The organism is Rhizobium sp. P43 (assembly GCF_056730705.1).
The window spans coordinates 3,565,412-3,591,531 of the sequence record NZ_CM161539.1; the positions used below are offsets into that span (position 1 = coordinate 3,565,412).

General features: G+C 60.7%; 27 protein-coding genes. 14 read left to right on the top strand and 13 right to left on the bottom strand.

What is annotated here, in order from left to right:
- Positions 1-22 precede the first annotated feature (22 nt).
- Positions 23-1,057, bottom strand: coding sequence for an L-idonate 5-dehydrogenase (locus tag AC1PUL_RS17845; RefSeq protein WP_480465422.1), 1,035 nt, complete (start codon positions 1,055-1,057; stop codon positions 23-25).
- Complete coding sequence (locus AC1PUL_RS17850) at positions 1,057-2,004, bottom strand: 2-hydroxyacid dehydrogenase (RefSeq protein ID WP_480465423.1); 948 nt, start codon at positions 2,002-2,004, stop codon at positions 1,057-1,059. Before AC1PUL_RS17850 ends, AC1PUL_RS17845 begins: the two co-directional genes overlap by 1 nt.
- Positions 2,005-2,101: 97 nt before the next feature.
- Between AC1PUL_RS17850 and AC1PUL_RS17855 the strand changes: the two genes are divergently transcribed.
- From AC1PUL_RS17855 to AC1PUL_RS17875, 5 genes are read left to right on the top strand one after another with little or no spacing between them, the layout of a single operon-like run.
- Positions 2,102-2,857 carry an SDR family oxidoreductase gene (locus AC1PUL_RS17855; RefSeq protein ID WP_480465424.1) on the top strand — a complete coding sequence of 252 codons (756 nt, stop codon included), beginning with the start codon at positions 2,102-2,104 and terminating at the stop codon, positions 2,855-2,857.
- Positions 2,854-3,351 (top strand): gluconokinase, encoded by a 498-nt coding sequence (locus tag AC1PUL_RS17860; protein ID WP_480465425.1) that lies wholly within the window; start codon positions 2,854-2,856, stop codon positions 3,349-3,351. The genes AC1PUL_RS17855 and AC1PUL_RS17860 overlap by 4 nt, the downstream gene beginning before the upstream one ends.
- Positions 3,348-4,235, top strand: a complete 888-nt coding sequence (locus AC1PUL_RS17865) for an NAD(P)-dependent oxidoreductase (RefSeq protein WP_480465426.1) — start codon at positions 3,348-3,350, stop codon at positions 4,233-4,235. The genes AC1PUL_RS17860 and AC1PUL_RS17865 overlap by 4 nt, the downstream gene beginning before the upstream one ends.
- On the top strand, positions 4,232-4,567 hold the full coding sequence (locus AC1PUL_RS17870) for a hypothetical protein (RefSeq protein WP_480465427.1): 336 nt from the start codon (positions 4,232-4,234) through the stop codon (positions 4,565-4,567). The genes AC1PUL_RS17865 and AC1PUL_RS17870 overlap by 4 nt, the downstream gene beginning before the upstream one ends.
- A gap of 53 nt (positions 4,568-4,620) precedes the next feature.
- Positions 4,621-5,637: a LacI family DNA-binding transcriptional regulator gene (locus AC1PUL_RS17875; RefSeq protein ID WP_480465428.1), complete on the top strand. Its 1,017-nt coding sequence runs from the start codon at positions 4,621-4,623 to the stop codon at positions 5,635-5,637.
- Between the two features lie 55 nt (positions 5,638-5,692).
- On the opposite strand, the gene AC1PUL_RS17880 is transcribed toward AC1PUL_RS17875, so the two are convergent.
- From AC1PUL_RS17880 to AC1PUL_RS17890, 3 genes are read right to left on the bottom strand one after another with little or no spacing between them, the layout of a single operon-like run.
- A complete protein-coding gene (locus tag AC1PUL_RS17880; RefSeq protein WP_480465429.1) occupies positions 5,693-6,667 on the bottom strand; it encodes a TRAP transporter substrate-binding protein in 975 nt (324 codons plus the stop codon).
- A gap of 27 nt (positions 6,668-6,694) precedes the next feature.
- Positions 6,695-7,975 carry a TRAP transporter large permease subunit gene (locus AC1PUL_RS17885; RefSeq protein WP_480465430.1) on the bottom strand — a complete coding sequence of 427 codons (1,281 nt, stop codon included), beginning with the start codon at positions 7,973-7,975 and terminating at the stop codon, positions 6,695-6,697.
- Positions 7,972-8,463 (bottom strand): TRAP transporter small permease, encoded by a 492-nt coding sequence (locus tag AC1PUL_RS17890; protein WP_480465431.1) that lies wholly within the window; start codon positions 8,461-8,463, stop codon positions 7,972-7,974. Before AC1PUL_RS17890 ends, AC1PUL_RS17885 begins: the two co-directional genes overlap by 4 nt.
- An 82-nt stretch (positions 8,464-8,545) precedes the next feature.
- Here AC1PUL_RS17890 and AC1PUL_RS17895 point away from each other — a divergent pair, with 82 nt between their 5' ends.
- Positions 8,546-9,583, top strand: a complete 1,038-nt coding sequence (locus tag AC1PUL_RS17895; RefSeq protein WP_480465432.1) for a LacI family DNA-binding transcriptional regulator — start codon at positions 8,546-8,548, stop codon at positions 9,581-9,583.
- A gap of 206 nt (positions 9,584-9,789) precedes the next feature.
- Here AC1PUL_RS17895 and AC1PUL_RS17900 read toward each other — a convergent pair whose 3' ends face one another.
- Positions 9,790-10,791 (bottom strand): bile acid:sodium symporter family protein, encoded by a 1,002-nt coding sequence (locus tag AC1PUL_RS17900; RefSeq protein ID WP_480465433.1) that lies wholly within the window; start codon positions 10,789-10,791, stop codon positions 9,790-9,792.
- Between the two features lie 89 nt (positions 10,792-10,880).
- Here AC1PUL_RS17900 and AC1PUL_RS17905 point away from each other — a divergent pair, with 89 nt between their 5' ends.
- The 8 genes from AC1PUL_RS17905 (at position 10,881) to AC1PUL_RS17940 (ending at position 18,738) form a co-directional block, all read left to right on the top strand.
- Positions 10,881-11,741: a LysR family transcriptional regulator gene (locus AC1PUL_RS17905; protein WP_480465434.1), complete on the top strand. Its 861-nt coding sequence runs from the start codon at positions 10,881-10,883 to the stop codon at positions 11,739-11,741.
- A gap of 88 nt (positions 11,742-11,829) precedes the next feature.
- Positions 11,830-12,504 carry a GntR family transcriptional regulator gene (locus AC1PUL_RS17910; protein WP_166599084.1) on the top strand — a complete coding sequence of 225 codons (675 nt, stop codon included), beginning with the start codon at positions 11,830-11,832 and terminating at the stop codon, positions 12,502-12,504.
- Between the two features lie 94 nt (positions 12,505-12,598).
- The gene (locus tag AC1PUL_RS17915) at positions 12,599-13,450 is read left to right on the top strand and encodes a transporter substrate-binding domain-containing protein (protein ID WP_480465435.1); all 852 of its coding nucleotides are present in this window, start codon (positions 12,599-12,601) and stop codon (positions 13,448-13,450) included.
- 72 nt (positions 13,451-13,522) lie between these two features.
- Entirely contained in the window at positions 13,523-14,236 is a 714-nt protein-coding gene (locus tag AC1PUL_RS17920; RefSeq protein WP_480465436.1) for an ABC transporter permease, read from the top strand.
- Positions 14,233-14,925: an ABC transporter permease gene (locus AC1PUL_RS17925; protein WP_166599087.1), complete on the top strand. Its 693-nt coding sequence runs from the start codon at positions 14,233-14,235 to the stop codon at positions 14,923-14,925. The genes AC1PUL_RS17920 and AC1PUL_RS17925 overlap by 4 nt, the downstream gene beginning before the upstream one ends.
- A 37-nt stretch (positions 14,926-14,962) precedes the next feature.
- The gene (gene ggt / locus AC1PUL_RS17930) at positions 14,963-16,558 is read left to right on the top strand and encodes a gamma-glutamyltransferase (RefSeq protein WP_480465437.1); all 1,596 of its coding nucleotides are present in this window, start codon (positions 14,963-14,965) and stop codon (positions 16,556-16,558) included.
- A 116-nt stretch (positions 16,559-16,674) separates the two neighbouring features.
- A complete protein-coding gene (locus AC1PUL_RS17935) occupies positions 16,675-17,721 on the top strand; it encodes a helix-turn-helix domain-containing protein (RefSeq protein ID WP_480465438.1) in 1,047 nt (348 codons plus the stop codon).
- 99 nt (positions 17,722-17,820) lie between these two features.
- On the top strand, positions 17,821-18,738 hold the full coding sequence (locus AC1PUL_RS17940) for a SphA family protein (RefSeq protein ID WP_480465439.1): 918 nt from the start codon (positions 17,821-17,823) through the stop codon (positions 18,736-18,738).
- A gap of 158 nt (positions 18,739-18,896) precedes the next feature.
- Here the strand turns inward: AC1PUL_RS17940 and AC1PUL_RS17945 are convergent, their stop codons facing one another.
- Genes AC1PUL_RS17945 through AC1PUL_RS17975 form a run of 7 tightly spaced genes read right to left on the bottom strand, consistent with a single transcriptional unit; the run spans position 18,897 to position 26,092 of the window.
- A complete protein-coding gene (locus AC1PUL_RS17945) occupies positions 18,897-19,886 on the bottom strand; it encodes a LysR family transcriptional regulator (protein WP_480465440.1) in 990 nt (329 codons plus the stop codon).
- Positions 19,887-19,900: 14 nt separating this feature from the next.
- Positions 19,901-20,362 carry a DUF3237 domain-containing protein gene (locus AC1PUL_RS17950; protein WP_480465441.1) on the bottom strand — a complete coding sequence of 154 codons (462 nt, stop codon included), beginning with the start codon at positions 20,360-20,362 and terminating at the stop codon, positions 19,901-19,903.
- 7 nt (positions 20,363-20,369) lie between these two features.
- Positions 20,370-22,040 carry an amidohydrolase gene (locus AC1PUL_RS17955; protein ID WP_480465442.1) on the bottom strand — a complete coding sequence of 557 codons (1,671 nt, stop codon included), beginning with the start codon at positions 22,038-22,040 and terminating at the stop codon, positions 20,370-20,372.
- Between the two features lie 57 nt (positions 22,041-22,097).
- Positions 22,098-22,448 carry a cupin domain-containing protein gene (locus AC1PUL_RS17960; RefSeq protein ID WP_166599094.1) on the bottom strand — a complete coding sequence of 117 codons (351 nt, stop codon included), beginning with the start codon at positions 22,446-22,448 and terminating at the stop codon, positions 22,098-22,100.
- 28 nt (positions 22,449-22,476) lie between these two features.
- On the bottom strand, positions 22,477-23,964 hold the full coding sequence (locus tag AC1PUL_RS17965) for an aldehyde dehydrogenase family protein (protein WP_480465443.1): 1,488 nt from the start codon (positions 23,962-23,964) through the stop codon (positions 22,477-22,479).
- Positions 23,964-25,352 (bottom strand): NAD(P)/FAD-dependent oxidoreductase, encoded by a 1,389-nt coding sequence (locus tag AC1PUL_RS17970; RefSeq protein WP_480465444.1) that lies wholly within the window; start codon positions 25,350-25,352, stop codon positions 23,964-23,966. Before AC1PUL_RS17970 ends, AC1PUL_RS17965 begins: the two co-directional genes overlap by 1 nt.
- A complete protein-coding gene (locus AC1PUL_RS17975; protein WP_480468624.1) occupies positions 25,349-26,092 on the bottom strand; it encodes an ABC transporter permease in 744 nt (247 codons plus the stop codon). Before AC1PUL_RS17975 ends, AC1PUL_RS17970 begins: the two co-directional genes overlap by 4 nt.
- Positions 26,093-26,120 lie beyond the last annotated feature (28 nt).

The following is a 26,120-nucleotide window of genomic DNA, read 5'->3' on the forward strand; positions in this document are numbered from 1 at the left end:
CCTCCCAAAGCCGACGCGCCACTCAGGCCGAAAACGCGATCTGCGCCTTCATCGCCTGGCTTCGATCCGAAGCCAGTAGAAAACCCTTCTCGGCTTCGGCCAGCGATACGGTATGCGTGATCAGCGGTTTCACGTCGATCAGCCCCTTGCGCATGAGCTCGACGCCGATGGCAAACTCCTGATGGAATCGGAAGGAGCCTCTCAGTTCGAGCTCCTTGGCCGTGATTGCCATCATCGGCAGTGTCATGTCGCCACCCAGGCCAAGCTGCAGGATGACGCCCCGCGGCCTGAGTGCCGGAATGGCGCCTGCAAGCGCCGCAGCAACACCCGTGCATTCGTAGAGGACATCGAAGGTCCCCTTGTCGCCCGCATAGGCCGACAGCGCATCCGGCTCTTTGGCCGTGTTGATCACGCGGTCCGCGCCGACTTTTGCGGCGAGCGCCAGTGTGAAATCGGACAGATCAGTCGCAACGATCTCGGCAGCACCAGCGCGTCGTGCCGAGAGGATCGAGAGTACGCCGATTGGACCGCAGCCGGTGACGAGAACCCGCTTGCCGAACAGGCTGCCCGCCCGCGTCGTGGCATGCAAAGTCACCGCCAACGGCTCCGCCATCGCCGCTTCGCCGGCAGAAAGCCCCGTAGCGTCGACGCATTGATAGGCGTCTGCCACGAGACTTTCCCGGAAAGCGCCCTGGATATGCGGGAAGGGCATGGCGCTGCCGTAGAAGCGCATGTTGAGGCACTGGTTCTGCAGCCCCTCCCCACAGTAGCGGCACTGGCCGCAGGGCCGCGAGGGCGAAACGGCCACAAGCTGTCCGATCTCGAAGCCGGACACTACGTCACCGATCGCCTCGACCCGAGCCGAAACTTCATGGCCAAGGATCATGGGCTCCTTCAGCCGCACCGCGCCAAATCCACCGTGATTGTAATAGTGCAGGTCCGACCCGCAGATCCCGCCGGTCGCGAGGCTCAGGCGAAGCTGCCCGGCCTGAGGCTCTTCCACCGGGCGATCTTCGATCCGGAGATCACGGGCGGCATGAATGACGATGGCTTTCATCAGAGCACCGGGGTGAGGAGGGCTTCACCGGCGAAATGCGCGGTGAGATTGTCACGGACGAGCTTGCCCATCGCCTTGCGGGTCTCGATGGTGCCGCTGGCATGATGGGGCTGGAGCAGCACATTCGGCAGCGACAGAAAGCGCGGATTGAGATTGGGTTCGCCTTCAAAGACATCGAGAGCCGCCGAACCGAGCTTGCCCGTCTCAAGCGCTTCCAGCAGGGCTTCCTCATCGATGTTGGAGGCGCGGCTGATATTGATCAGCATACCCTCGGGGCCCAGCCCCTCGATCACCTTGGCCCCGACGATATGGCGGGTCGCAGCGGAAGCCGCCAGCGTCACAAAGAGAAAGTCAGAACGCTCTGCGAGTGCCACGGGATCGGCGATGAATTCCCAATCGCCGGCAAAATCCTTGGCCGAGACATCGCTATAGGCGATCTCCATGTCGAAGCCGGCAAGGCGTTTGGCGACTTCGAAGCCGATCCGCCCGAGGCCAAGCACCCCTGCCCTGCGGCCCCAGACGCGACGCTTCAAGGGATAGAGCCCCTTGGCCGCCCAGGACCCGTCCTTCACCCAGGTTTCCGCACCGATCATCCCACGCGACTGGACGAGCATCATGGCGACACCGAGATCGGCGACGTCGTTCGTCAGCACGTCCGGCGTGTTGGTGACACGGATGCCGCGCTCCCGGCAGGCGCCAAGATCGACCGCATCGAAGCCGACGCCATAGACCGAGATGACTTCGAGATTGGGGCAGGCAGCTATGATTGAGGCATTCGCGCCGAGTTCGCCACGAGTCGCGATACCCCGGATCTTCGGCCCGATCTCGGCCAGGAAGGCAGCCTTGTCGGCGGCCTCGAAGTAACGATGCATGTGGAAGCTTTGCTCCAGCGGCACCTGATCCCACTCCGGATATGGACCCATCTGCAGGATGTCGGGCTTGGTCATGATGTCTCTCCCCAGGGATGCTTGACTTTCGATTGTTATCGATAACATATACAAATCATCCGACGCTTGTCGAGAGCGAAACTGAAGGGAGTAAACCGTGGCACTGAACCTGTTCGACCTGAGAGGCAAACGCGCCTTGATCACGGGATCGTCGCAAGGGATCGGCTTTGCGCTTGCAGAGGGTCTCAAGGCCGCCGGTGCTGAGATCGTCCTCAATGGTCGCGACGCAGCCAAACTCAAGGATGCAACCGCACGGATCGAGGGCGCCGACCAGCTCGCTTTCGACGCGACAGACCACGAAGCCGTACGCGCGGCCGTTGATGCCTACGAGGCCTCCGGCAAGGCTATCGACATTCTCGTCAACAATGCCGGCATGCAGCACCGCGCGCCGCTCGAAGACTTTCCTGCCGACGCTTTTGAGAGTCTGCTGCAGACCAATATCGCCAGCGTCTTCCATGTCGGCCAGGCCGTTGCCCGCCACATGATCGCCCGGGGTCGCGGCAAGATCATCAATATCGCCAGCGTCCAGACCGCGCTCGCCCGCCCCTCGATTGCCCCTTACACCGCGACCAAGGGCGCGGTCGGCAACCTGACCAAGGGCATGGCCACCGACTGGGCCAAACATGGCCTGAACTGCAACGCGATTGCACCCGGCTATTTCGACACCCCGCTGAATGCTGCCCTGGTTGCCGACCCCACCTTCTCCGCGTGGCTGGAAAAACGGACACCCGCCGGTCGCTGGGGCAAGGTCGAGGAATTGCAGGGTGCCTGCATCTTCCTCGCTTCCGATGCTGCAAGCTTCGTCAACGGACATATCCTCTATGTCGACGGCGGGATCACGGCATCGCTATGAGCTTGCGTCTGGTCATCATGGGCGTGGCAGGCTGCGGCAAATCCACCGTCGGCGCCGCTCTCTCCGAACAGCTCCACATTCCCTACCGGGACGGCGACGATCTCCACAGCGCCGAAGCCGTGGAGAAGATGCGGGCCGGCATACCACTCACCGATGACGATCGCTGGCCCTGGCTCGATCGGATTGCCAACACCCTGAAGGGTGACGCGCCGCTGATCATCGGATGCTCGGCACTGCGACGCGCCTACCGCGACAGAATTCGCGCTGGCGCTGGCGGCCTCGTGACATTCGTCCATCTGGCAGGTGATCGCGATCTCATCGCATCCCGCATGGCCGCACGCTCCGGCCATTACATGCCCCTGTCGCTGCTCGACAGCCAGTTCGCGACCCTCGAGCGACCGGGACCGGACGAAGCGATTGAAGTGACGATAGAACAATCGATGGACGCCATCGTCGGACAGGTTCTGTCCTATCTGGAAGGAAGCCAGCAATGACCAACAGGATCGCCCTGATCGGGGCAGGCGCCATGGGCGGTGCCATCGGAGCCCGGCTGACGGAGAGCGGAACGGATCTGATCGTCTACGACCGAGACCCGCAAAAGATCGCAGTTCTTGTCGATAAGGGTGCCACTGCGGCTTCGTCGGCAGCAGATGCGGCAAGCCAGGCGAAGGCCGTCATCCTGTCGCTGAATTCCGCACCCATCGTCCGCGCCGCCGTCTTCGGGCAACAGGGCGTCGCCGAGGGCGCCAAGCCCGGCACGCTGATCATCGACATGTCCTCGATCGATCCGGAGACAACCAAGGCGCTCGCGACCGAAGGCGCGGCCCGTGGCTTGCGCTGGGTAGACAGTCCGCTGTCCGGCGGCATTCCGAAAGCGGCGATCGGCCAGTTGACGTTGATGCAGGGCGGCACCGAAGCTGATGTGCAGGAAACGCAAAGCATCCTGTCAAAGCTTGCCGGCAACCAGACCCATATGGGCGGCCCGGGAGCTGGACAGACCACCAAGATGATCAACCAGGTGCTCTGCGGCCTCGGTTTCCTTGCTGTCGCCGAAGCGACCGCCCTCGCCGAAGCAGCCGGTGTGGATGTCGAAAAGATCCCGCAGGCGCTCAAAGGTGGCCGCGCCGACAGCGCGCTGCTGCAGGAATACATGCCGCGCTTTGCCAGCAGGGATTATCGCCGCACAGGTCGCATCGACAACATGGTCAAGGACCTCAACGCCGCCCAGGATCTGGCAAGGCTCACCCACACCTCGATGCCGCTGACGGCGATCTGCGCCGAAGTGCATCGCATGCTGACAGCCGCCGGCCTCGGCGGCGAGGACCAGGCCGCGCTGATGGAATATTTCAAGGGACCCAACAAGGAGATTGCCCCATGATCACCCGCTATGCACTGTTCGATGGCAAGATCCATGACGGACAGACGGATGCTTTCCGCGCCGCTGTCCTCGCCGAAATCCTGCCGAAGTGGCGCCAGTTCCCCGGCGCCCTCTCTGTCCGCGTCACCTTCGCGGAAAGCCGCGATGAGGGCGCACCGGAATATCCGATGATCCTCGCCATCAGCTATCCCGACTTGGCCAGCGTGGACGCAGCACTCGCAAGCCCCGTTCGCAGCGAGGCGCGCGCCGCAACGGAGGCGGTTCTTGCCCGCTTCTTCACCGGCAAGATCCATCACCACGTGACGACGGCGCATGAATATGCACCCCTGTGATCTGACCCCTGCATAGGCTGGATTTTCGCAGGAGATAACGATAACAAAATGGTATGAGCACGCCCCGCAAAGCACCGACCATGGCTGATGTCGCCCGCCTTGCGGGCGTCTCGCCCATGACGGTCAGCCGGGCCTTCAAGCGGGACGCCTCCGTCAGCGATGCGACCCGCAGTGCCATTCTGGAAGCGGCCGACAGTCTCGGCTACGTCTTCGACAGCACGGCGTCCAACCTGCGCTCGCAGCGCACGGATTTCGTAGCGGTCACCATTCCCTCGATCAACAACGCCAACTTCGCCGATACGGTTCGCGGTCTTTCAGAAGGCCTGAAGGCCCGGGGTCTGCAGATCCTGCTTGGCTACACCGATTACGACATCCAGGAAGAAGAGCGGCTGATCGAGCAATTGCTGCGCCGTCGTCCGGAAGCGATCGTCGTCACTGGCGGGCGCCATACGCCTCGTGCACGCCGTCTGCTTGAAAACGCTGGCGTACCCGTGATCGAAACCTGGGATCTGCCGGAACATCCGGTCGGCCACGTCGTCGGCTTTTCCAATGCCGGCGCCGTGCGTTCCATGGTCGATCACTTCGTGTCGGTCGGCATCACAAGGATCGCCTTTATCGGCGGCGATGCAGACCGGGACACCCGCGGTACGGACCGACGCGCAGGATTTATCGCAGCCATGCAGGCGCATGGCCTGGACCCGGATCGATTGATTGCCGCGGGAACGCCACCCATCTCGATGCGTGAGGGTGCCGATGCCATGGGAAGACTGCTTGAAACGCACCCGGATACGCAAGCCGTGATCTGCGTGTCCGACCTCTCTGCGTTTGGCGCGCTCACGGAGTGCCAGAGACGCGGCATTGATGTTCCCGGCCGTATCGCCGTCGCAGGTTTCGGCGACTACGAGATCGCCGGGATCTGCGTCCCGTCGCTGACCACGATCAACCCTCTGCCCCGCGAAATCGGCAAACGAGCAGCAGACCTCATCCTAGACGTGCTCGATGGCCACCAGACAGGTCCGGCAAGGATTGCGATTGCACCGATCCTCATGCGTCGCCAATCTAGCCCTTGAGCTCATGCAAAAGGGGCGCGAATGAACGCGCCCCTCCTGTTTTCATTCTCAGGGATCACTTCTGGGTGGCAAGAATGGAATTCACGACGGCGTCGCCATTCTGCGCAATGTAGCCGTCCCAAACCGGCTTGACCGCAGCCTGGAAGGCGGCAGCATCGACATCCGTGTTGACCTCCATGCCGGCAGCCTGGAGCTCGGCGATCATCGATGCCTCCTTCTCCTGTGCGAGCTTGCGCTGCATGGCAACAGCCTCGGCGGCAACCTCAAGGACCACCTTCTGCTCGTCGGCCGTCAGGCCGTTGAACTTGGCGTCGTTCATCGCAAGTGCCAGAGCCGAATAGGCATGCTGGGTCAGGCTCAGATAGTCCTGCACTTCGTTGAACTTGAAGGACAGGACGATGCCGATCGGGTGATCCTGCGCATCTACCACGCCCGTCTCAAGCGCCGTGTAGAGCTCGGCGACCGGCAACTGCGTCGGGTTGGCGCCGAGCGTGGCGAACATGTCGTTCAGCGCCTTGGAGTTGTTGACGCGCATGTTGAGCCCGGAAACATCAGCCGGCACGCGGATGGGGCCGCGATTGTTGGTCATGTTGCGGTAGCCGTTTTCCGGATAACCGAGCATCTTCAGGCCAAGCTGGGTGAACTGGGCGGACACGCCCTGGCCGACTTCCCCATCGAGGACCTTGTAGGCCAGTTCCCGATTGGGGAACATGAAGGGCAGTTCGAAGGCGCCGGCATCGGGCACAAGTCCGGTCAGGTTGTTGAGACCGGTCATGACGATGTCGATGATACCCGACCGAGCGCCGTCGATCATCGCCTGGTCGTTACCGAGCTGCCCCTGCGGGAAGATGGTGACCTTCACCGAGCCATTGGTGCGGGCCTCGACCTGCTCCTTGAAGAAGACAGACAAAGTCTGCTGCAGGTCTGTGTCGGGGGCGGCATGGGCGAGTTTCAACTCCGTTTCGGCATAGGCCGAAGCGCCGGTGAAGGCGATCGCGGTTGCCAGTCCAAGCATTTTCAAGATTTTCATTGTCAGGCTCCTCCCTGTTGTGAAGTCTCAGCCGCCAAGGAACTTGGCGGGAACGGTAATGAGTTGCGGAAAGATGATGAACAGGCCGAGCAAGGCCACGTAGGCCAGGATGAACGGCACGACCCCGCGCACCGCGACACTCATCTGGACACGCCCAACGCCGCAGATGACGTTGAGGACCGTGCCGACCGGTGGGGTGAGAAGTCCGATCGAGCAGTTGAGGATGAACATCAGGCCGAAATAAACCGGGTCGATGCCCGCCATCTTCACCACCGGCATGAACAGGGGCACCAGGATAAGGACCGTCGGAGACAGGTCCATCACCATGCCGACTGCCAGCACGATCAGCATGATGACCAGCATCAGAAGTCTGGGGCTGTCGATCAGCGGCTGCAGCGTTTCGGCAAGCTGCTGCGGCAGTTGCGCGACGGTGATCAGCCAGGCGGCAACCATGGCGGCACCGACGAGGAACATGACCATCGCCGTCGATCGACCGGCCGTCACCAGAACATCGAACATGATCTTCCAGGTCAGGGCCCTATAGATGAACGTTGAAACCAAGATGGCGTAGACGGCGGCAACAACGGCAGCCTCGGTCGGCGTAAAGGCACCGGATCGGATGCCACCGATGATGATGACGGGCAGAAGCAAGGCCCATATGCCATCCTTCAAAGCGGCCAGTCGCTCCTTGCCGCTCGCCTTGGGTAGCGTGTCGATCTGCTCGTTGCGCATGATGAAGGACCAGACAACCATCAGCGTCAGCCCCATCATCAGCCCTGGCGCAATGCCCGCCATGAACAGTTTGGCGATCGAGATGTTCCCGGCAACACCGATCAGGATCAGTGGCAGAGACGGAGGAATGATCGGGGCGATGATTCCGCCCGATGCCAGCAGTCCGAGACTGCGGCCTTCGGGATAGCCGGCCTTTCGCATCATCGGATAAAGGATCGCCACAAGCGCCGCAGCATCGGCAACGGCCGAGCCGGAGAGCCCTGCCAGAACGATTGCGGTGATGATCGCCACATAACCGAGACCGCCGCGCTTGTGACCAACCAGGGTCATGGCAAGGCGCACGATCCGCTCAGACAACCCGCCCTTGGACATGACCTCGCCGGCAACCAGGAAAAAGGGGATGGCAAGTAGCGGGAAGCTGTCGACGCCATTGATCAGCCCCTGGGCCAGGATATCGGGGCTGAACGTACCCAGATGCAGCATCAGCGCCATGGCGGAGAGCAGCAAGGCAAAGGCAACAGGAAGACCGGCCAGGATCGCGACGAAGAGGACGCCGAGGAACAGGATCAGGGTCATTGGTGGATGTCCTCCGGCATGCGGGTATCGACGCTCATGGGATAGATGAAGCGGACAACCGCGATCGCGCCCATCAGCACGGCGGATACGACACCGGCGAGATAGAAGAGACCGGAGGGCAGACCCGTTAGCGGCGACAGGTTTTTCCAGTTCGCGATGGTCTGATTGAGAGCACCGATAAAGAGCATGCCGACGGCGACAAGCACCACGATCCAGCAAAGCCGACGCAGGAGCGGCACAGCTCTCGGCATCAGGGCCTCGGAGAATTCCGCCACCGCCAGATGCTCCCCGCGACGCAGGACAACGGCGGCCCCCAGCATCACAATCCACACGAACCAGAGCCGCGCGAGTTCGACCGACTCACGGATGCCCGACGAGAAGCCATAGCGCAGAACGACATTGGCAAAGACAAGCGCGATCATGGCCGCGAGAATGACCGCCATCAGTATGTCGATGATCGACCAGATTGCCTCAATCAGGCGTCGCATGAGATCCTCCTCCCCGAAGACTCGTTGCGTTTAACCCACGACTGGGTTATCGTTAAACCAATTTGGTATCGATAACATTTCCATGAGTCAAGTCCCGCATTTCTCCCGAACGATCACGATCGCCGATGTGGCAAGGGCCGCCGGTGTCAGCAGCATGACCGTTTCGAAGGTCATGCGTGGAACAGGCCGCATTGCGGCGGAGACACGCACGCGTGTTACACAGATTGCAGAAGAGTTGGGCTATGTCCCCAATCGATTGGCCGGTGCTCTGTCATCGCAAACAAGTTCCCTGATCGGGATCATCATCCCTTCTATTGGCGAGCAAGTGTATGCCGGGGTACTGGCTGGGATTAACGAGGTGCTCCACAAGGAGGGGTTCACGGGATTTATCGGCGAGAGTTTCTTCGATCCGGAACGGGAGCTGCACATCGTCCACATGATGCTGACGATGAAGCCGGCTGCCCTGATATTGACGGGTGGGCTTCCGCGCGACCAACGGACCAAGCACCTTTTGCACCGATCGGGCATCCGAGCCATCCACCTTTGGGATGGCGACAATCCTGATCTCGATGCAACCGTCGGGCTTTCCCACAGAAAGGCGGGACAGCTGGCGGCTCAAAGCTTCATCACTGTCGGGTTGACCAAGTGCGCGTATATTGGCTCGCAACTTGAGCGCGACGTCTGCGCCTCCCTAAGACTAGAGGGGTATGCACAGGCTTTGGCGGAGAGCGGCGCCAGCTTGCGGCAGGTCACGGACACCAACCTACCGCGAACTGCAGAAACGGGCTATGCCCTGACCAAACACCTCCTTGCGCAAGGAGAAATTCCGCAGGCGATCCACTATCTTAACGATGCGATGGCGATCGGTGGCATGCGCCTGATGATCGAACGAGAGATTGCCGTACCGGACGCCGTCTCGGTCATCGGCTTCAACGGGACGGCACTGCCCTATTCGCTGACGACACGTCTCACCACCATTGAAGTTCCGTTGCTGGAGCTTGGCCGTAGGGCAGCAGCCGTGGCTATGGAAACTCCAGACCCAGACGCGAAGCAGGTCGTAGACTTGGTGCAGACACAGATCATCGCAGGCAATACTGTTTTGAGTGCTACCGCCCGATAGCCACTGCGGGGAACATGTGGGTCGAGCAACTCTTGCAGTTATCTGCCTGATAGACTGGGCTCATGGGTCCCATAGCTATGGTTTCTATCCAGCTCGAAGCCGCATTGAACTCAACTTGCAAACGCTCCTGTAGGCCTATGCCGAGGAGCTTTGACGCAATTTGGCGGAGTGCGAGAATGCATGTGTCCTTGGTTGCGGCATCAGAATCATGGAGCCTTTGTCTTTGTTTCGAGATGTGAGGCCGCCACGTCAGCCGCTCGTATGGCGTATTGGCGCGCAAGCCAGGCGCAAAGCATCAGCTGAATCTGATGGAAGAGCATCAACGGCAGCACGATTGCACCGACTGACTGGCCGGCAAAGATGACGCCGGCCATCGGCACACCGCTCGCCAGGCTCTTCTTCGACCCACAGAAGATCGCCGTGATCTGGTCCTCACGGCTGAAACCGAAGAGCTTTGATCCGAACGCCGTCATCAACAGCACCACGACAAGCAGGGCGATGTCGAGACCGATCACCAGGGCGAGGTCTGCGGTGGAGAATTTCGACCAGATCCCCTCGATGACGGCATTGGAAAAGGCAAGGTATACCACCATCAGGATCGAGCCGCGATCGACGGGCGCGAGCAGGGACTTGCGGGCCCGGATCCAGTTGCCGATGAAGGGCTGCAGAACCTGCCCAAGCACGAAGGGCAGGAAAAGCTGCAGCAGGATCTTCCAGATCATGTCCAGCGACACCCCGACATGACCGCCCGCCGAAAACAGGACTGCAACAAGCGCCGGCGTCAGGAACATGCCGAGAATGTTGGATGCAGAGGCCGCACAGATGGCGGCCGGCACATTTCCCCCGGCAATCGAGGTGAAGGCGATTGACGACTGTACCGTCGACGGCAGCACGCAAACATAGAGCAGACCAAGATAAAGCGCCGGCGGAATGAGCCACGGCGAAAGAAGGCCAATAAGCAGACCGAGCAGGGGAAAGACCACGAAGGTCACCGCGAGAATGAAGCTCTGCAGGCGCCAGTGCAGGAAACCGGCCACCACGACATCCGTCGAAAGGCGTGCGCCATGCAGGAAGAACAGCAGCGCAACCGCGAGGTTCGTCGCCAGCCCGAACCATTCCGCTGGCTCGCCGGAAATCGGCAGGAAGGTCGCAAGCACGACCATGGCCACGAGCAGCGTTGTGAAGGTGTCGGGAAGAAAGCGTTTCATCTGAGGGTTCCGGCAGCATCTGGACAGAATCTCGACACTAGTTATCGTAAAATCCGATGCAAGAAATAACAGTCATCGGAAACCGTGATATGCTCGATCTCGTTCACCTGCGCAGTTTCGTGTCGATTGCCCAGCTCAGCAGCTTCACCCTCGCCAGTCAGAAACTCGGTTTGCGACAGTCGACCGTCAGCCAGCACCTGCAGCGCCTCGAAGAGGTACTCGGGCGTCGGCTGCTTGACCGCGACACCCACGGCGTCCGCTTGACGGCTGACGGCGAAGCCCTTCTTCCGCATGCCCGCCAGCTTCTGTCACTGGAACGACAGACGGCCTCCCTTTTCGAGGCTGCCCAGCCTCGCGGCCGGTTGCGGCTCGGCATCTCGGAAGATCTGGTTTCGGGCCAGCTTCCGGCACTCCTGCAGGACTTCATCGCCGATTATCCCGCCGTCGAGCTCCACCTGACGGTGGCACTCTCCAGGGATCTGGCTGACATGCAGGACAAGGGCGACCTTGATCTGGTCTTTGCAAAGCGCCGCCTCGGCGATCGCCGGGGCGAGGCGATCCTGCGCGAACCACTGGTCTGGCTGGCCGCCGATCCGGACGCAGTTCTCGCAACACCAATCCTGCCGCTGATCGTCTTTCCGCCACCGAGCCTGACGAGAACACTGCTCATGGAAGCGCTGGAGCGCGCCGGAAACCCATGGCGGATCGTCTGTTCCTGCCAGAGCCTGAGCGGCCTAACCGCAGCGGCAAGAGCAGGCATGGGCGTCCTTGTCCAGCCGCGCAACCTCGCACCAGCAGGGCTTCGGGAACTGCCTCCTTCAGCCCTTCCGACGATCGAAGATGTCGAATTCATCCTCGTAGCATCGCCCGGCGCGGATCGGAACACGATCGCCGCCTTCACCCATCTCGTTCGGGAAAGGCTGGCAAACGGCCTCCGCCCTGTCCGCTGACACCCCACGCCGCGTTCGATCAAAAAGCGCTTGACGGCTCTCAAGCACGATGTTTGGATGAGTGGATACAAAAATCCAGTGAGCCAAAATGTCGATCTCGACCACCGCCACGGCGCATCTTGCCTCCACGGCCGAACAGGAGGCCTATCTCCACCTGCAGCGTGCCCTGCGGGTTGGCCGCTACAAGCCGGGTGAGCGGTTGATCCCGGAAGAAATCGCAGCCGAAATCGGCATGAGCCGCATGCCGGTCCGCGAAGCGTTCCGCAGGCTCGCGGCAGATGGGCTGGTGACGCTGCGTCCCAATCGCGGCTGCGTCGTCGCGGGCCTCACACTCGACGAGATCCATGAGACCTTCGAGATCCGTTCGGTGCTCGAGGGTCTGGCTGTCCGCCTCGCCACGCCGCAGATGAATTCTGAGACCTTCGAGGAACTAGAGCGGCTGCTGGAACGCATGGAACGCGCCGGACAATCGGGCAGCAGCGACTGGGTCATCCGCCACCAGGAGTTCCACGCCTTCATCTTTGGCCTGAGCAACCGCCCGAAGCTGATCCGACAGATCACGGCGCTGCATGTGGTGATCGAGCCCTACATGCGCATCTGGTTCGACTATGTCGACAAGCCGCTCTCTGCCCGCGAAGAGCATCAGAAACTGATTGACGTATTGAGGTCTGGTGATGCCCGCCAAGCCGAGGCCGTAATGCAGGAACACATCATCGAAACGGCATCCATGATTGCCGACTACGCCAGTCCCGAGCGCCCCTGAAGCTCGGTCTGATCATTTGTCCTGAACCGGGGATACATCCGGCATGGACGGGGAACCGCCGTCATCCACGGCACAACAAAGAAGAGGAAAAGTCATGACGATCAATCGCATGGCCGCGCTCGCGGCTGTCTTCACCACACTTGCATGCACCCAGCCGGTTCTGGCCCAGGATGCACCGAAGTCCATCAAGATCGCGACCGAAGGCGCCTATGCGCCCTGGAATTTCACCACGGCGGACGGCAAGCTCGACGGCCTCGAAATCGAGTTGGCAAATGATCTCTGCGCCCGCATGAAGGTCACCTGCGAAATCGTATCCCAGGATTGGGACGGCTTGATCCCCTCGCTCACCGTCGGCAAGTTCGACGTCATCATGGCGAGCATGTTCATCACCCCGAAGCGCTTGGAAACCATCGACTTCACCCAGCCTTACGCCGTCGACCCCTCCGGCTTCGCGGTCGCCAAGGACAGCGAGCTCGGCAAGCTCGGCATGTCCGTCGAGAAGTTCAAGCTGGAGGATGAAGCAGCCGCAGCTGCGGCGATCGACAAGTTGAAGCCGCTCCTTCAGGGCAAGATCGTCGGCGTACAGGCCGCGACCACCAACCTCGACTTCGTCAAGAAATACTTCGGCGACACCGTCGAGATCCGCGAATACAAGACCACCGAACAGCACGATCTTGACCTCGCCGCCGGCCGCATCGACGCACTCTTTGCCCAGCAGACGGCGCTTGCAGCCACACTCGCCAAGCCGGAATTCGCCGACTACACGATCGCAGGCCCGGGCTTTGTCGGTGGCGTCTTCGGCCTCGGCACGGGGGCTGGCCTGCGCAAGGAAGATACCAAACTCAAGGACATGCTGAACGCGGCGATCGACTCAGCCATCGCGGATGGCACGATCAAGCGCATTTCCGAAAAATGGGTCGGCACCGACGTCACCCCGGTCAAGTAACATCGGCGAACCATCTGCAGCCGGGATTCTCGCAATTCCGGCTGCAGGAATGCCACAAAGGGGTTCGCCCGCATGCTTGAAAAACTGCATCTGCTGGGTTTTGCCGAAGGCGGCTGGGGCATGGCCCTTCTCGGCGCAGCAGCCATGACTTTACTACTGTCTGTCCTGGGCTTCCTGCTCGGCGCAGTCTTCGGTGCCCTGGGCGCAAGCGGCGCCTTGTCGTCGAAACGTCTCCCCAGATCCCTCGCCTCAGCCTACGGCACCGTCTTTCGCGGCGTGCCGGACCTTTTGACCATCTACCTCTTCTACTATGGCGGCTCCGTCGCCCTCACCGCCATCTCCAAGAGCTTTGGTTCGGAGGGTTTCGTCGGTCTGCCATCGCTGGCAACAGGCGTCATCGCGCTTGGCATCATCTCCGGCGCCTACCAGGCCGAAGTCTATCGCGGCGCCTATCTCGCGGTCGAGCGCGGACAGTTCGACGCGGCGAAAGCCTTGGCCCTGTCGCGCCTGCAAATGCTGCGCCTCGTCATCATTCCCCAGCTGATGCGCCATGCAATCCCGGGTCTCAGCAATGTCTGGCAGCTGGTGCTGAAGGACTCCGCCCTGATCTCCGTGATCGGCCTCGTCGAATTGATGCGCCAGGCACAGATCGGTGCAGGCTCCACCCGCGAACCCTTCCTCTTTTACCTCGCTGCTGCGGGTCTCTATTTCGTCATCGCCGGCATCACCGGACAGGTCTTCCGCGTTGCCGAAACCCGCACATCCCGGGGGATCATGCATCGATGATCGACATCGGCTTCTTTCTCGAAATCATACCGAAGCTTCTATCCGGCGTGCCTTTGACGCTGCAATTGGCCGGCACCTCCATCCTGCTAGGTTTCGTCATCGCGCTCCTGCTGGCGCTCGCGCAGCAGGGCGAGCACAGGCTTGTCGTGTGGCCCATCAGAACCTTCGTCGCTGTCTTTCGCGGCACGCCCCTGCTCGTGCAGATCTTCCTGATCTATTACGGCCTTGGCCAGTTCCGCCCCTCCCTTCAGGCGATTGGCCTCTGGGGGCTGTTTCGCGAACCCTATTGGTGCGCGATCCTTGCACTGACCCTGAACACAGCCGCCTATGGCAGCGAGATCCTGCGGGGCGCGATCAAGAACGTCCCGCATGGCTTGGGTGAAGCAGCGAAGGCGCTCGGCATGTCCCGCGTCCTGACCCTTCGCCTCGTCATCCTGCCGATCGCCCTGCGCCAGGCGATCCCCTCCTATGGCAACGAGATCATCCTGATGGTGAAGGGCACCTCGCTGGCCTCGATCATCACCCTGATGGAGGTGACCGGCATCGCCCAGGGCCTCATTTCCCAGAGTTACCGGGCGATCGAAGTCTTCATCGCGGCGGGTGCAATCTATCTGTTCATCAACTTTCTGATCGTCCGGGCACTCGCCTACCTGGAGATCCGTATGACACCTTACAGATCCCATGGCTGACGCCGTGGCAAAAGAGAATACGAGGAGACTGACAAGGATGCGCAATTTCGAGAAGCCGACGCGCTCGGTGGCCGTGTCGGCCAAGGCCATGGCCGCGACCTCCCACCCCTATGCCACGCTGACGGCGATCAATATCCTGCAGGCCGGTGGCAATGCCATGGATGCAGCGATCGCCGCCTGCGCCGTGCAATGCGTCGTGGAACCGGGCTCGACGGGCATCGGCGGCGACTGCTTCGCACTCTATGCACCGAAGGGCGGCTCCGAAGTCATCGCCTATAACGGTTCGGGCCGCACGCCAAAGGCCTTGACGATCGAGTGGTTCGAAGAGCGCGGCCTGACCGAAGTCCCGCGCCAGTCTCCATCCGCCGTTACCATTCCCGGCGCCATCGACGCCTGGACCCGCCTGCATGCCGACCACGGGCGCCTGCCTTTGGTCGAGGTGCTCGCACCCGCCATTCGCTATGCCGAGGAAGGCTATGCCATCTCGCCGCGCGTCCACCGCGACTGGAAGAAGGAGGAGGAACTTCTCGCCGCAGACAAGGCGGCCGCCGACATCTTCCTGCCCGACGGTCGCGCACCGCGCATCGGCGAAACGCACCGCCAGCCGAAGCTTGCCGCAACGCTGCGCAAGATTGCCGCCGAAGGCCGCGACGGCTTCTACAAGGGGTCCGTCGCCGAAGACATGGTGGCGCATCTCAACGCCCATGGCGGTCTCCATACACTGGAGGATTTTGCAGAAGCGCAAGGCGAATACGTCACCCCGGTCACCACCGACTTCCGTGGCTACACCGTCCACGAATGCCCTCCCAACGGCCAGGGCATCATCGCGCTGCTGATCCTCAACATCCTCTCCAACTTCGACAACACGCTCGAACCGCAGTCTCCCGATCGCCTGCATCTGGAGATCGAGGCCACCCGCCTCGCCTATGCCGCCCGCGACGCCTGGGTTGCCGATCCGGCCAAGGCAAATGTTCCGATCGACGAGTTGTTATCCCCCGACTTCGCGCGGGGATTGGCCGAGAAGATCGACCTGACCCGTGCACTGACCGAACTGCCGGATTTCGAGATGCCGCTGCATCGTGACACGGTCTACATCTCCGTTGTCGACGAGGACCGAAACGCGGTGAGCTTCATCAACTCGATCTTCGACAGTTTCGGCACCGGTCTGGTCGCACCAAACTCGGGTGTGATCCTGCACAATCGCGGCCAGAGTTTCTCGCTGAAGCGCGGACACCCCAACATGATCGCGCCGGAAAAGCGCCCACTGCACACCATCATCCCCGGCATGGTCACCCGCAACGGCCGCACGGAAATGTCCTTCGGTGTCATGGGCGGCTATTACCAGGCCATGGGCCATGCGCATCTCATCTCCAAGGTCGTCGACTACGACATGGACATGCAGGATGCGATCGATCTGCCGCGCCTGATCCCCGTCGGGGGCAAGGCCCCGCGCGTCGAAGCCGAACATACGGTCCCGGTGGAAACCCTCGCTGAACTGACCCGCCGCGGCTTCGAGATCGTGCCTGCGGGAGACCCGATCGGTGGTGCGCAGGTGATCCGTATTGACTGGGAAAACGGCACGCTGACGGGCGCATCTGAATCGCGGAAGGATGGGATTGCATTTGGCTATTGAAGTGCGCGAGACCCAAGCCGGATGAAATGCAAGGACAGAAAAAGGGAGGGCCCGGAACGCATCCGGGCTTTCGCACCGACCACTTCCAACAGCGTTACCACGGTTGATTAACGTGAATGACCGGTATGCTAGGCTTGCTATCAGTACCATACAGAGAAGCGGCGACGCGTTACACGCACACGAGGCTGCGCGGCGCCTGTGAGTTTGGAGCATCTGTGCCCGAATGGCCACAGGAGCATATCCAGCTCTCTTCCGGTCTCTTCATCGGAGAGTGTGAAACAATCAGCCTGGACAACCTGCTGCTGATAAGGGAAGTCACCAACCAATCCCTGATCAAGAGCGGGTCTTGCTGGCCGGGCTCCGTGGTGCTGAGCCTACCCTTGCAGGCCTCTGGAAATGCCTGGACGGGTGGCCACAGGATTGACGCACCGTGCGGCTTGCTGTCGAGCGGGGCCAACCTCCCGGAAATTATCACACCGACCGCCCTTGATCTCATATCCGTTGTCTTCGACCAACACTGGTTCGCGCATTGCGCCCTGATGGCCGGACACCACGAACTCGGTCAACGGATATGGCGGCACGAGAGCATGGTGCTGGCACCCGCGCCACTCCTGAAGCTTCAACACATCTTCAAACGATCCTTCTGCACGATCGGAACCGCCCCCGGCATTCTCGACGATGGCCATGTTCGCACACAAATCGAACACGAGATTACCAGCGCCTTGATCGAGGCGTTTCAGAGCGCGAAAACAGTCGAACCGATGCGCGACACTCCACACAAGGCGACGGCAGACGCGGCCCGCAGTCTTATTCTGTCGTCTCAAGCCGCACAGATGGATATCGAAGAGATCTGCAAGGTTCTGCGCGTGAGCAGACGGCATCTGCAAAACTGTTTTCAGCGTTCATATGGCCAAAGCGCGATCCAGTTCGCAAAGGCCATCCGTCTGAACCGTGTGCGCAAGAGCATCATCAGCTTGGCCCGCCAAGACCCTTCCTGTACAATCGGAGACATCGCATCCGACCATGGCTTCTGGCACCTGAGCCGGTTTGCCGGCGAATATGCAAAACACTTTGGCGAACTCCCCTCCCAAACACTGATGAAGATTGCACCTCGGCAGGCGACGAGGGTCAATACAAAGGGTCGCGATCATAGGAACCCATAGTATCGACACTTGGTATAAGGCCGTGCCGAAATCGGATAACGGCTAGTGGACGGCTTCACTACGATCCCCCCGAACTCATCGTTTAGGGGGACAAACTCGATGAAAAACCTGAGTATTCTCAGACATGCTGCGGCTGCTTGCTGCTCTCTCCTACTTGTTTCAAATTCGGCACTCGCCGACGAACTCGGAATCACGATCACGCCGTTCGGCGTCGGTGACTTCGGAGCGGGACAGCTTCCGCCGCCGACACCGGTCGGGACCGTTGCCATCTCCACGTCCTACTACTCAGCCAGGGTGAACAAGAACGGAAACGGCGACGACGCAGGTGACAACTACCGGAACGATGTGAAGTCGGTTGCGCTCGCCTATATCCGGATGACGGAAACTGAGTTCCTGAATGCCAATTACGGCTTCGGTATCGTGATCCCCTTCATTGACATCAAGGGCTCCATCACTCCGGTTGGCGCCGGCACGACGCTGAGCAACGGCATGTCTGGCATCGGTGACGTGCAGTTTGTTCCGATCATCCTGCAATGGAATGTCAGCGAACAGTTCCAGATGAATGCGTCGCTGCAGGTCCAGGCTCCGACAGGGGAATACAACACGACCGACGCCTTCACGGTTGGCGTCAATCACTGGGCAATCGCACCGGTCGTCGCAGCAACCTACATTACCGAGACCGGGCTGGAGTTTTCGACACGAGTCGAGCTGAACTTCAACACGAAGAACATCGCGAATGATCATGTGAGCGGTGTCGGCTACAAGCAGGAATTCGCTGTCGGTCAGCACTTCGGGCCGTTTACCATCGGGCTCGGCGGCTACGGCTACGCCAACGTCACCGACGACTCCGGCAGTGCAACCAGCCCGAACAAGGGCCGCGTCTTCGCCCTCGGACCGGCAATCACCTACTTCCAGCCCGGCATGCCCTTGATCGGTTTTCACGCTTACAAGGAGTTTGGCGCACGCAACCGACCGGAAGGCTACAACGTGGCTCTCCGAGTGGGCATGACGTTCTAAGCCTCGGGATGAACCGGCCTCATCATCAGATGGGGCCGTTCTCATGGACCCGCAAACCAATCTTCAAAACACGACCTTTTGCCGAATTGCGAACCGATTCCGCCTGGAGGAACAAGTCGATGCGGCAAACCTGGGAAAAGGCCTGATTGGCGCTCGCCTTATCGGTTCAGGGAGCAGTCCTCCAGGATTTGCACAAACGTCTTGGTCAGCGGGCGATCCATCCAGTCCTCGGACGTGGCAATCTGAAACTTGGCCTTGTAAGAAAAAAGATCAGGTCTGATCGGCCTAATACGCCCGGCTTTCTGAAAGCTGTCTGCGTAATGGTCAGGCAGGTAGCCGAGATAGTTGCCGGAGAGGATCAGGAACGCCTCTGCTTCCATATTCGAGACTGTGGCATGGGGATTGGAGATCGCGAAGATCTTGATATCGCGCGCGGCCCAGTAACTGCGGCCGATGATACGGTGGACCCTGACCACATCGATCGTAATTTCATCGTCGGGAACATCAAAAAGAGGGTGCCCGCGCCCGCAATAGAAGTTCTGCAACTCGTCATAAAGGTCGATATAACTCAATCCGAGGGCCATCCTCGGAAAACTGCCGATGCCCAGATCGAGTTTGCGCGCCACGATATCACGAAGCAGTTCCCCCGGCGATCGGGTTTCGAGCACGAGGCTGACGGATGGCGCAGCATCGACAAGCTTGCCAACAGCATCGGCCAGGGCTGAACGGGGATCGGTTATGATGTTGTCCACCATGCCGACCGTCAGCGTTCCCGCCAAATTGGATCGCAGACCGGAGACCTTCCGGCCAAATTGATCGAGCGACCCGAATAGGCGCTGACATTCCTCGAAGACGAGGCGTCCATGCTCAGTCAGCACAAAGCCCCTGCGTCCCCGTTTGCAGAGGCTGACACCCAGCCGCTGTTCAAGGGCGGTGATCTTTTCGGAAATGGTCGACAGGGACAGGTTCAGATCGGATTGTGCGGCCGAGAGGCCACCGGCCTCCACCACCCGCATGAAGATCCGCATCAAGCGGATATCAACGGTATCTACGGAGAAGGACTGACGAGGATTACCGTCAAATTTCCGCAAATCGTGGTCTCCGCGCCGCGCATCGAGCTTGTCCGCGCCATCGGAAATCGAGCTCATGCTTTAGGAATTCATCACAAAACGGTATAGACGCGGATGGTCACTTCATCCAGGGAAAACCGGCAGGTCGAAATGAAAAGCCTGTCTGAAAGCCACCTGTGCGGGCCATCAGGAGCATCGAAGACCGGAGCGGCTCGAAAGTAGACCTCGTGGTCATCGACAGGCTCTCCTCGATCCATCCGGTTTATCGCGTCCTTGTTCGCGATGAAGAGGCCCTTGTTCTTCACATAGACACAGGTTCCATCGACGTTCTGGATCACATAATGCGCCTCGATGACCGTGACGCCGTCGGCGCGGACCAAGGCATAGTCCGCGCCGCCGGGGAGGATCCGGCCCTCAAACTTCGGGCCGGAAACGGAGCCGTCAATAATCCGGAATACCATCCTCGAGCCGTTTCGACCGGCGCCGAGTTCCAGAGGCTTGGAGACCTTCGCGCGGATTTCGAAGGCAAATTCCGAATTGATTGCGTCAACCATGTCTCGCTCAAGCCTGGTAGGTGATGCGGCCGGCGCAGATCGTGTAGGCAGGCGCGACCGTCTCGATCGCCTCCGGATCGACGGCGTCCAGAACGGTGTCCCAGACCACGATGTCGGCTGCGAAGCCCGGTTTCAACTTGCCTTTCCAGTCTTCGGCAAACTCGGTGAAGGCAGCCCTGACTGTATAGGCGTCCAGCGCTTCCATAAGTGTCTGCCTATTATCCGGCAGATCGTCTGCCCAGCGCTGACGCGTCATCGCGGAATGGATCGACCGCATCGGCGAGACGGGTGAAACCGGCCAGTCGGATGAGAAGATGAGGTCAACGCCCGCAGTCCTGATCGCACGCCAGGCATAGGCGCGCTTCCAGTTGCTACGGCCGATGCGTGTGAGCGTCGGCTCCAGAGGCAACCCCATCTGGCCCGGCGGATGCGGAGGTTGCATGGATGCGATGATCCGCATGTCCGCCATGCGCTGGATATCGATATCGCGCACGACTTCAATGTGCTCGATGCGATGACGGCTATCGCGCGCACCATTGGCGATCCTTGCCGCAACATAACCATCAATGACGCTGGCCACGGCTCCATCGCCGATCGAGTGGACGGCAATCTGCAGACCACGCTTGTCGGCCTCGGTGCAGATCCGATTGAAGGTTTCCTGATCGAAGCGCGGCTCGCCTTTCCAGCCCGGACGATCGGCATAATCGTCGTACATCAGCGCCGTATGGGAATCGAGAACACCGTCCATGAACACCTTGACGGTACCCGAGTTCAGCCACTCACCGTGGAAATCACCGCGCATCTGGGCGGCCTTGTCCATCTGCTCGACGATGTCGCCGCTGACGTAATGCAACGGCACTCGCCCGCGGCAAATCAGATTGCCTTCCGCCTGAATTTCGGACAGCAGTTCGAGCTGATAGCGATTGCCATCCATGTTCTGGAAGCTGGTGATACCGTGGCTGGCCAGATGATGAAGACCACGCTTGATCAGCTCCCGATCAAAGGCGCGATCTGCGGCGGTCGGTGCAATTTCAGGCTCATCGCCCGTGCTGAGGCCGAGGCGATCACGACCAGCGCTGGCACTGAGCGCCATGACGTCGTCGAATGCGTAGTGTTCACGCAACTCACCATTTGCCAGACCGTCATCGCCCATGACGATCTCGTTGCCTGACGGCAGCTGGCGGCCTTCCAGAATCCCGGCCTTGGTCAGGGCGATCGTGTTCGCCCAAACCGTGTGATGATCCGGCGACATCAGCGCCAGTGGCCGGTCGGCAAGGATGGAATCCAGAATGTGTCGATCGAGACCGCGACCATCGCCAAGAATGGTATAGTCGGCCGTATTTGCAATCAACAGCGGATCATTCGGCTTCGAGGCAGCATAGGCCTGGACGGCAACCTTCAAAGCTTCGTAGCCCTTGACGTTGTAAAGCGACAGCTGGTCGAGTTCGGCCGAACCGCCGAAGATATGGATATGGCTTTCGTTGATGCCGGGCGTGACCGTCTTGCCCTGGGCATCGATTACCTTGGTTTCGGGACCACGGTAAGCGGCGACATCGTCATAGCTGCCAACAGCCAGGATGCGGCCGCCGGCCACTGCGATGGCATCGGCCTGCGGCTGGTGTGCGTTCATGGTGATGACGCGGCCGTTCGTAATGATCAGGTCGGCACTTGTGGCCATGGGTTTTCCTCCAGAGATACGGCGTGGAAGTGCGGTCGAACCGCCTCCCTGTTTTGATTATTCGACTGTCAGGTAGTATTTCCGGCAGGTTTCCAGCACCTCGAACCGGCCGTTGAAACCCTTCTGCATGGCATAGGTGTCGCCGGCACCGAAGACCTGTGCTGCGCCGCCATCCGGCGTGATGCAAACCTTGCCAGAGATGATATGGGCCAGCTCGTTGAAGGGGTAATCGTCCATGCGTTCGGCATAGGGCGTTGCCTCCCAGATACCACAGGTCTGGGTACCCTCGGAGAAGATGACGGTGCCCTGCTCGGTCGGGGCAGGCGTCAGCAGGCTTTCGGCGGGAACAACCTGGCAGCTCTCCAGACCGTTCGGGCCATCTGGTGTCAGGGCGATAATCTTCGACATACGTTCAGTCCTGAATTCTAGCGATGGATCAGTTTTGGATGGTGACGTGCTTGACCGCGCAGTAGGCCGACAGGCCCCACGGACCGAGCTCGCGACCGATACCGCTGGCCTTGAAACCGCCCCAGGCTGTGTTCGGGAAGATGATCTGCGGCGTATTGATCCAGATGTGACCCGCATCAATCCGGTCTGCGATCTTGGCCGCGCGGTCGCCATCGCCCCCCACAACCGTGGCCGCCAGGCCGAAATCGGTATCGTTCGAAAGGAAGACGGCCTCATCATCCGTGCTGAAGCTGCGGATGGCGAGTACGGGACCGAAGATCTCATCCCGCCAGATCGCATGGTCCATCGGTACGTCGCGGAAGATTGTCGGCTGGACGAAGAAACCGGGACGATCCTGTTCGATGCTGCCGCCGGTCAGACACTGGAGAGCATCTGCCTTTGCCTGGGCGAGAAACTCACCGACCTTGGCCCATTGCGCCGCCGTCGTCAGAGGGCCCATTTCGCCATCGTCCCGGTCATGTCCGGCGACCACCAGGGCCTTCGCCTTGGCGACGAGCGCCTCCGTAAAGTCGCTGGCGATACGGTCTGCCACAAGCAGCCTGGATGTGGCGGAGCACATCTGACCGCAATTGAAGAAGATGCCGGCAGCAGCGATATCGGCGGCCTGGGAAATATCGGCATCGTCAAGGACGACGATCGGCGACTTGCCGCCGAGCTCCAGCGAGACCGGCACCGAGCGCCGTGCAGCAGCTGCCATGACCCGCGAACCGGTCGCATTGGAGCCGGTGAAGGAGATCTTGCGAAAGCGACGATCAGAACACAGGGCCGCCCCGACATCGCCACCACCGGGCACGATGTTCAAAACACCTGCCGGCAAACCTGCTTCCAGCGCGAGGTCGCCGTAGACGAGCTCCGCCAGCGTCGTGAATTCCGACGGCTTCAACACCGCCGTGCAACCGGCCGCCAGCGCCGGCGCGAGCTTCCAGGCCGTCGTGACCATGGGAAAGTTCCAAGGCACGATCAGCGCGACGGGCCCTAGCGGCTCGAAATGTGTTCGCCCTGAAAGACCGTCCTGCGCCAATAGAACGGCAGAGCCCTGGCGACCATCCAGTTCACACGCCAGATCGGCGTAATAGTCGAAGGTCGCGGCGGCGTCCTCGACATCGATTTCCGCTTCGAAGCGCGGCTTGCCGTTGTTGAGCCGCTGCAGAGCGATCAGTTCGTCCTTGCGGGCGCGAAGCCCGGCCGCGAAGGCACGCAGGTATTCGGCACGCTTGGAACCGCCCAGGCGTCGCCAGCCGTCAAAGGCATCCTGAGAGGCCTGCGCGGCGTCTGAAACCTGGTCAGCAGAGGCCGCCAGGAATTCGGCAAACACCCGACCGCTCGTCGGATCGATCGCCGGCAAGGCAGAGCCGGAACGCCCTGCATGCCAAGCGCCATTTATAAAGACAGTCTGAGACCTGTTGATCAGGGCAGACAGGTCGGGTCCACCGGCCACATGTGCGAAAGAGGTCATCATAGCGGGAAACCCATCCGGTGCACCATGTTGATCCAGAGCTTGCGCCAGCCGCCCTTCTGGTCGACTTCATCGAGCGCATACATGGTGAGCTTGGCTCCGATCCACCGGAAGGGTTCCGGCGGGATCCAGTTCGGCAGGGTCCGGGCAAAGTCCAGATCCAGATCCGGACCTGTCTTCCCGTCGAGGATATCGAGACCGATATTGGCGCCGAAACGGGTGGTGGTTACACCGAAACCGGAATAGCCACCCGCATAGATGCCCTTGCCGCCGTAGTAGCGCTGGAAGTGCACCGCCAGGCGCATGGTCAGATCGATCGGACCGGACCAGGCATGGGTGAACTTCACGTCATGCAGCTGCGGGAAGGTATTGAAGAAATAGCCGGCCAGCCGCTCATAGGTCTCGATCTGACGATCCTGGGCCGGATCCGTATTGTTGTTGAAGAAGTAGCCGACCCGGCCGCCAAAGATGATACGGTTGTCCGAAGTCAGGCGCGTGTAGTTCAGCTGTGTCCGCGTGTCGTAGACGCCCTGTCTGTTCTTCCAGCCAAGCCGCGCAAGCTGCTCTTCGGTCAGAGGCTCGGTCGCGATCACCCTGTCGCGAACGGCGACGATGCGGCTCTTGATCTTCTTGTGACCCGCATTCCAGGCATTCGTGGCAAACAGCACCTTGGGTGCCTTGACCCGACCATCATGGGTGATGATCGTCAGGGTCGAGCCATTGTCCTCGACGCCGGTCATCGGCGTGTGTTCGTAGATCCGCACACCCAGGCTCAAGGCGACACGCTTCAGGCCCCAGGCCAGCTTGGCCGGATGCACGATACCGCTGCGCTCGCGCGACCACATGGCCCCCTCGAAAATCGGAGACGCCAGTTCGGCCTGTGCCTGTTCGCGGTCCAGAAGCACAACATTGTGGCCATGCCGCTTGGCGAGCTCATATTCGTCCTGCAGCTCCTGAAGATGCGACTTGGCCACGGCCACGGTCATCTCGCCCGTCCATTCCAGGTCGGCATCGATGCCATGATCATCGATCGTCTTCTGCCATCCGTCCAGGTTGGCCTTGCCAAGGCGCTCCAGCGCGGCAAGGTCATTCGGGAAGATCCGGTTGGCGTTGTAGAGACCATGCATGACCGAGGTCGACACGATACCGCCCGGACGACCGGACGCGCCATGGCCGACCTTGCCGGCCTCGATGATCACGACGTCACGACCTGGGTTTTCCTGCTTGGCCAGAATGGCGGCCCACAGACCGGTGAACCCACCCCCGACAATCGCCAGATCAGCATCGGTCGGACCGACCAGGTGCATTTCCGAGCCTGGAGCCAGCTTGTTGTCCAGCCAGAAGGGGTAGAGCGTGGCGTCGGCCAGAGCTCTGCGAATTGCGATCATTTTGAATGTGCTCCGAGCAGTTTCGGGAGATCACCAAAGCGGGCGACCAGCGAGAAGATGATGACGGTGAGCGCGACAAAGAACACGGATGCGGAAGCCATGACCGGTGTGTAGCCATAGCGCAGCGAGTTGAAGATCTTCATCGGCAGTGTTTCGATGACGGCGCCGACGGTCATGTAGGCAACGAGATACTCGTTGAGCGAGACGACGAAGGCGAAGGCAAAGCCTGAAATAATGTAGGGGCGAACGAGCGGAAAGACGATCGTCTTGAGGATCACCGTGTTGTCGGCACCCATGGTTGCTGCCGCCTCCGGAAGACTGTCGTCAAGCGAGCCGAAGCCCAGTGACAGGGACACCAGCGGCAAGGAAACCAGAAAGATCCCGTGACTGATCACGACAGTCCATGTCTGGCCGTACAGTCCTACCTGCGTCCAGAAGGAAAGGAAGCCGAGCGCGGTGATCACGGGAGGCAGCAGGAAGGGCATCAGGCCGATCGCAAGAATGCCCTTCACCCAGCCGATGCGATAGCGCCAGTTGAACCAGGCAAGCGGAAAGGCGATGGCCACGGCAAGAGCCGCCGACAGGAAGGCAACGATCACGCTGTTGAGCAGCGCCCCCGACCAGTCCGGCAGCCGGAAGAGGTCCAGATACCAGGACAGATTGAAGCCCTGGGGCGGGAAGGTCAAAGACTTCCGCTCGTTCACCGACACGCCGAGAACGACAAGCAGCGGCGCACTCATCAGCAGTGCGAGAACGGAAAAGAAGATC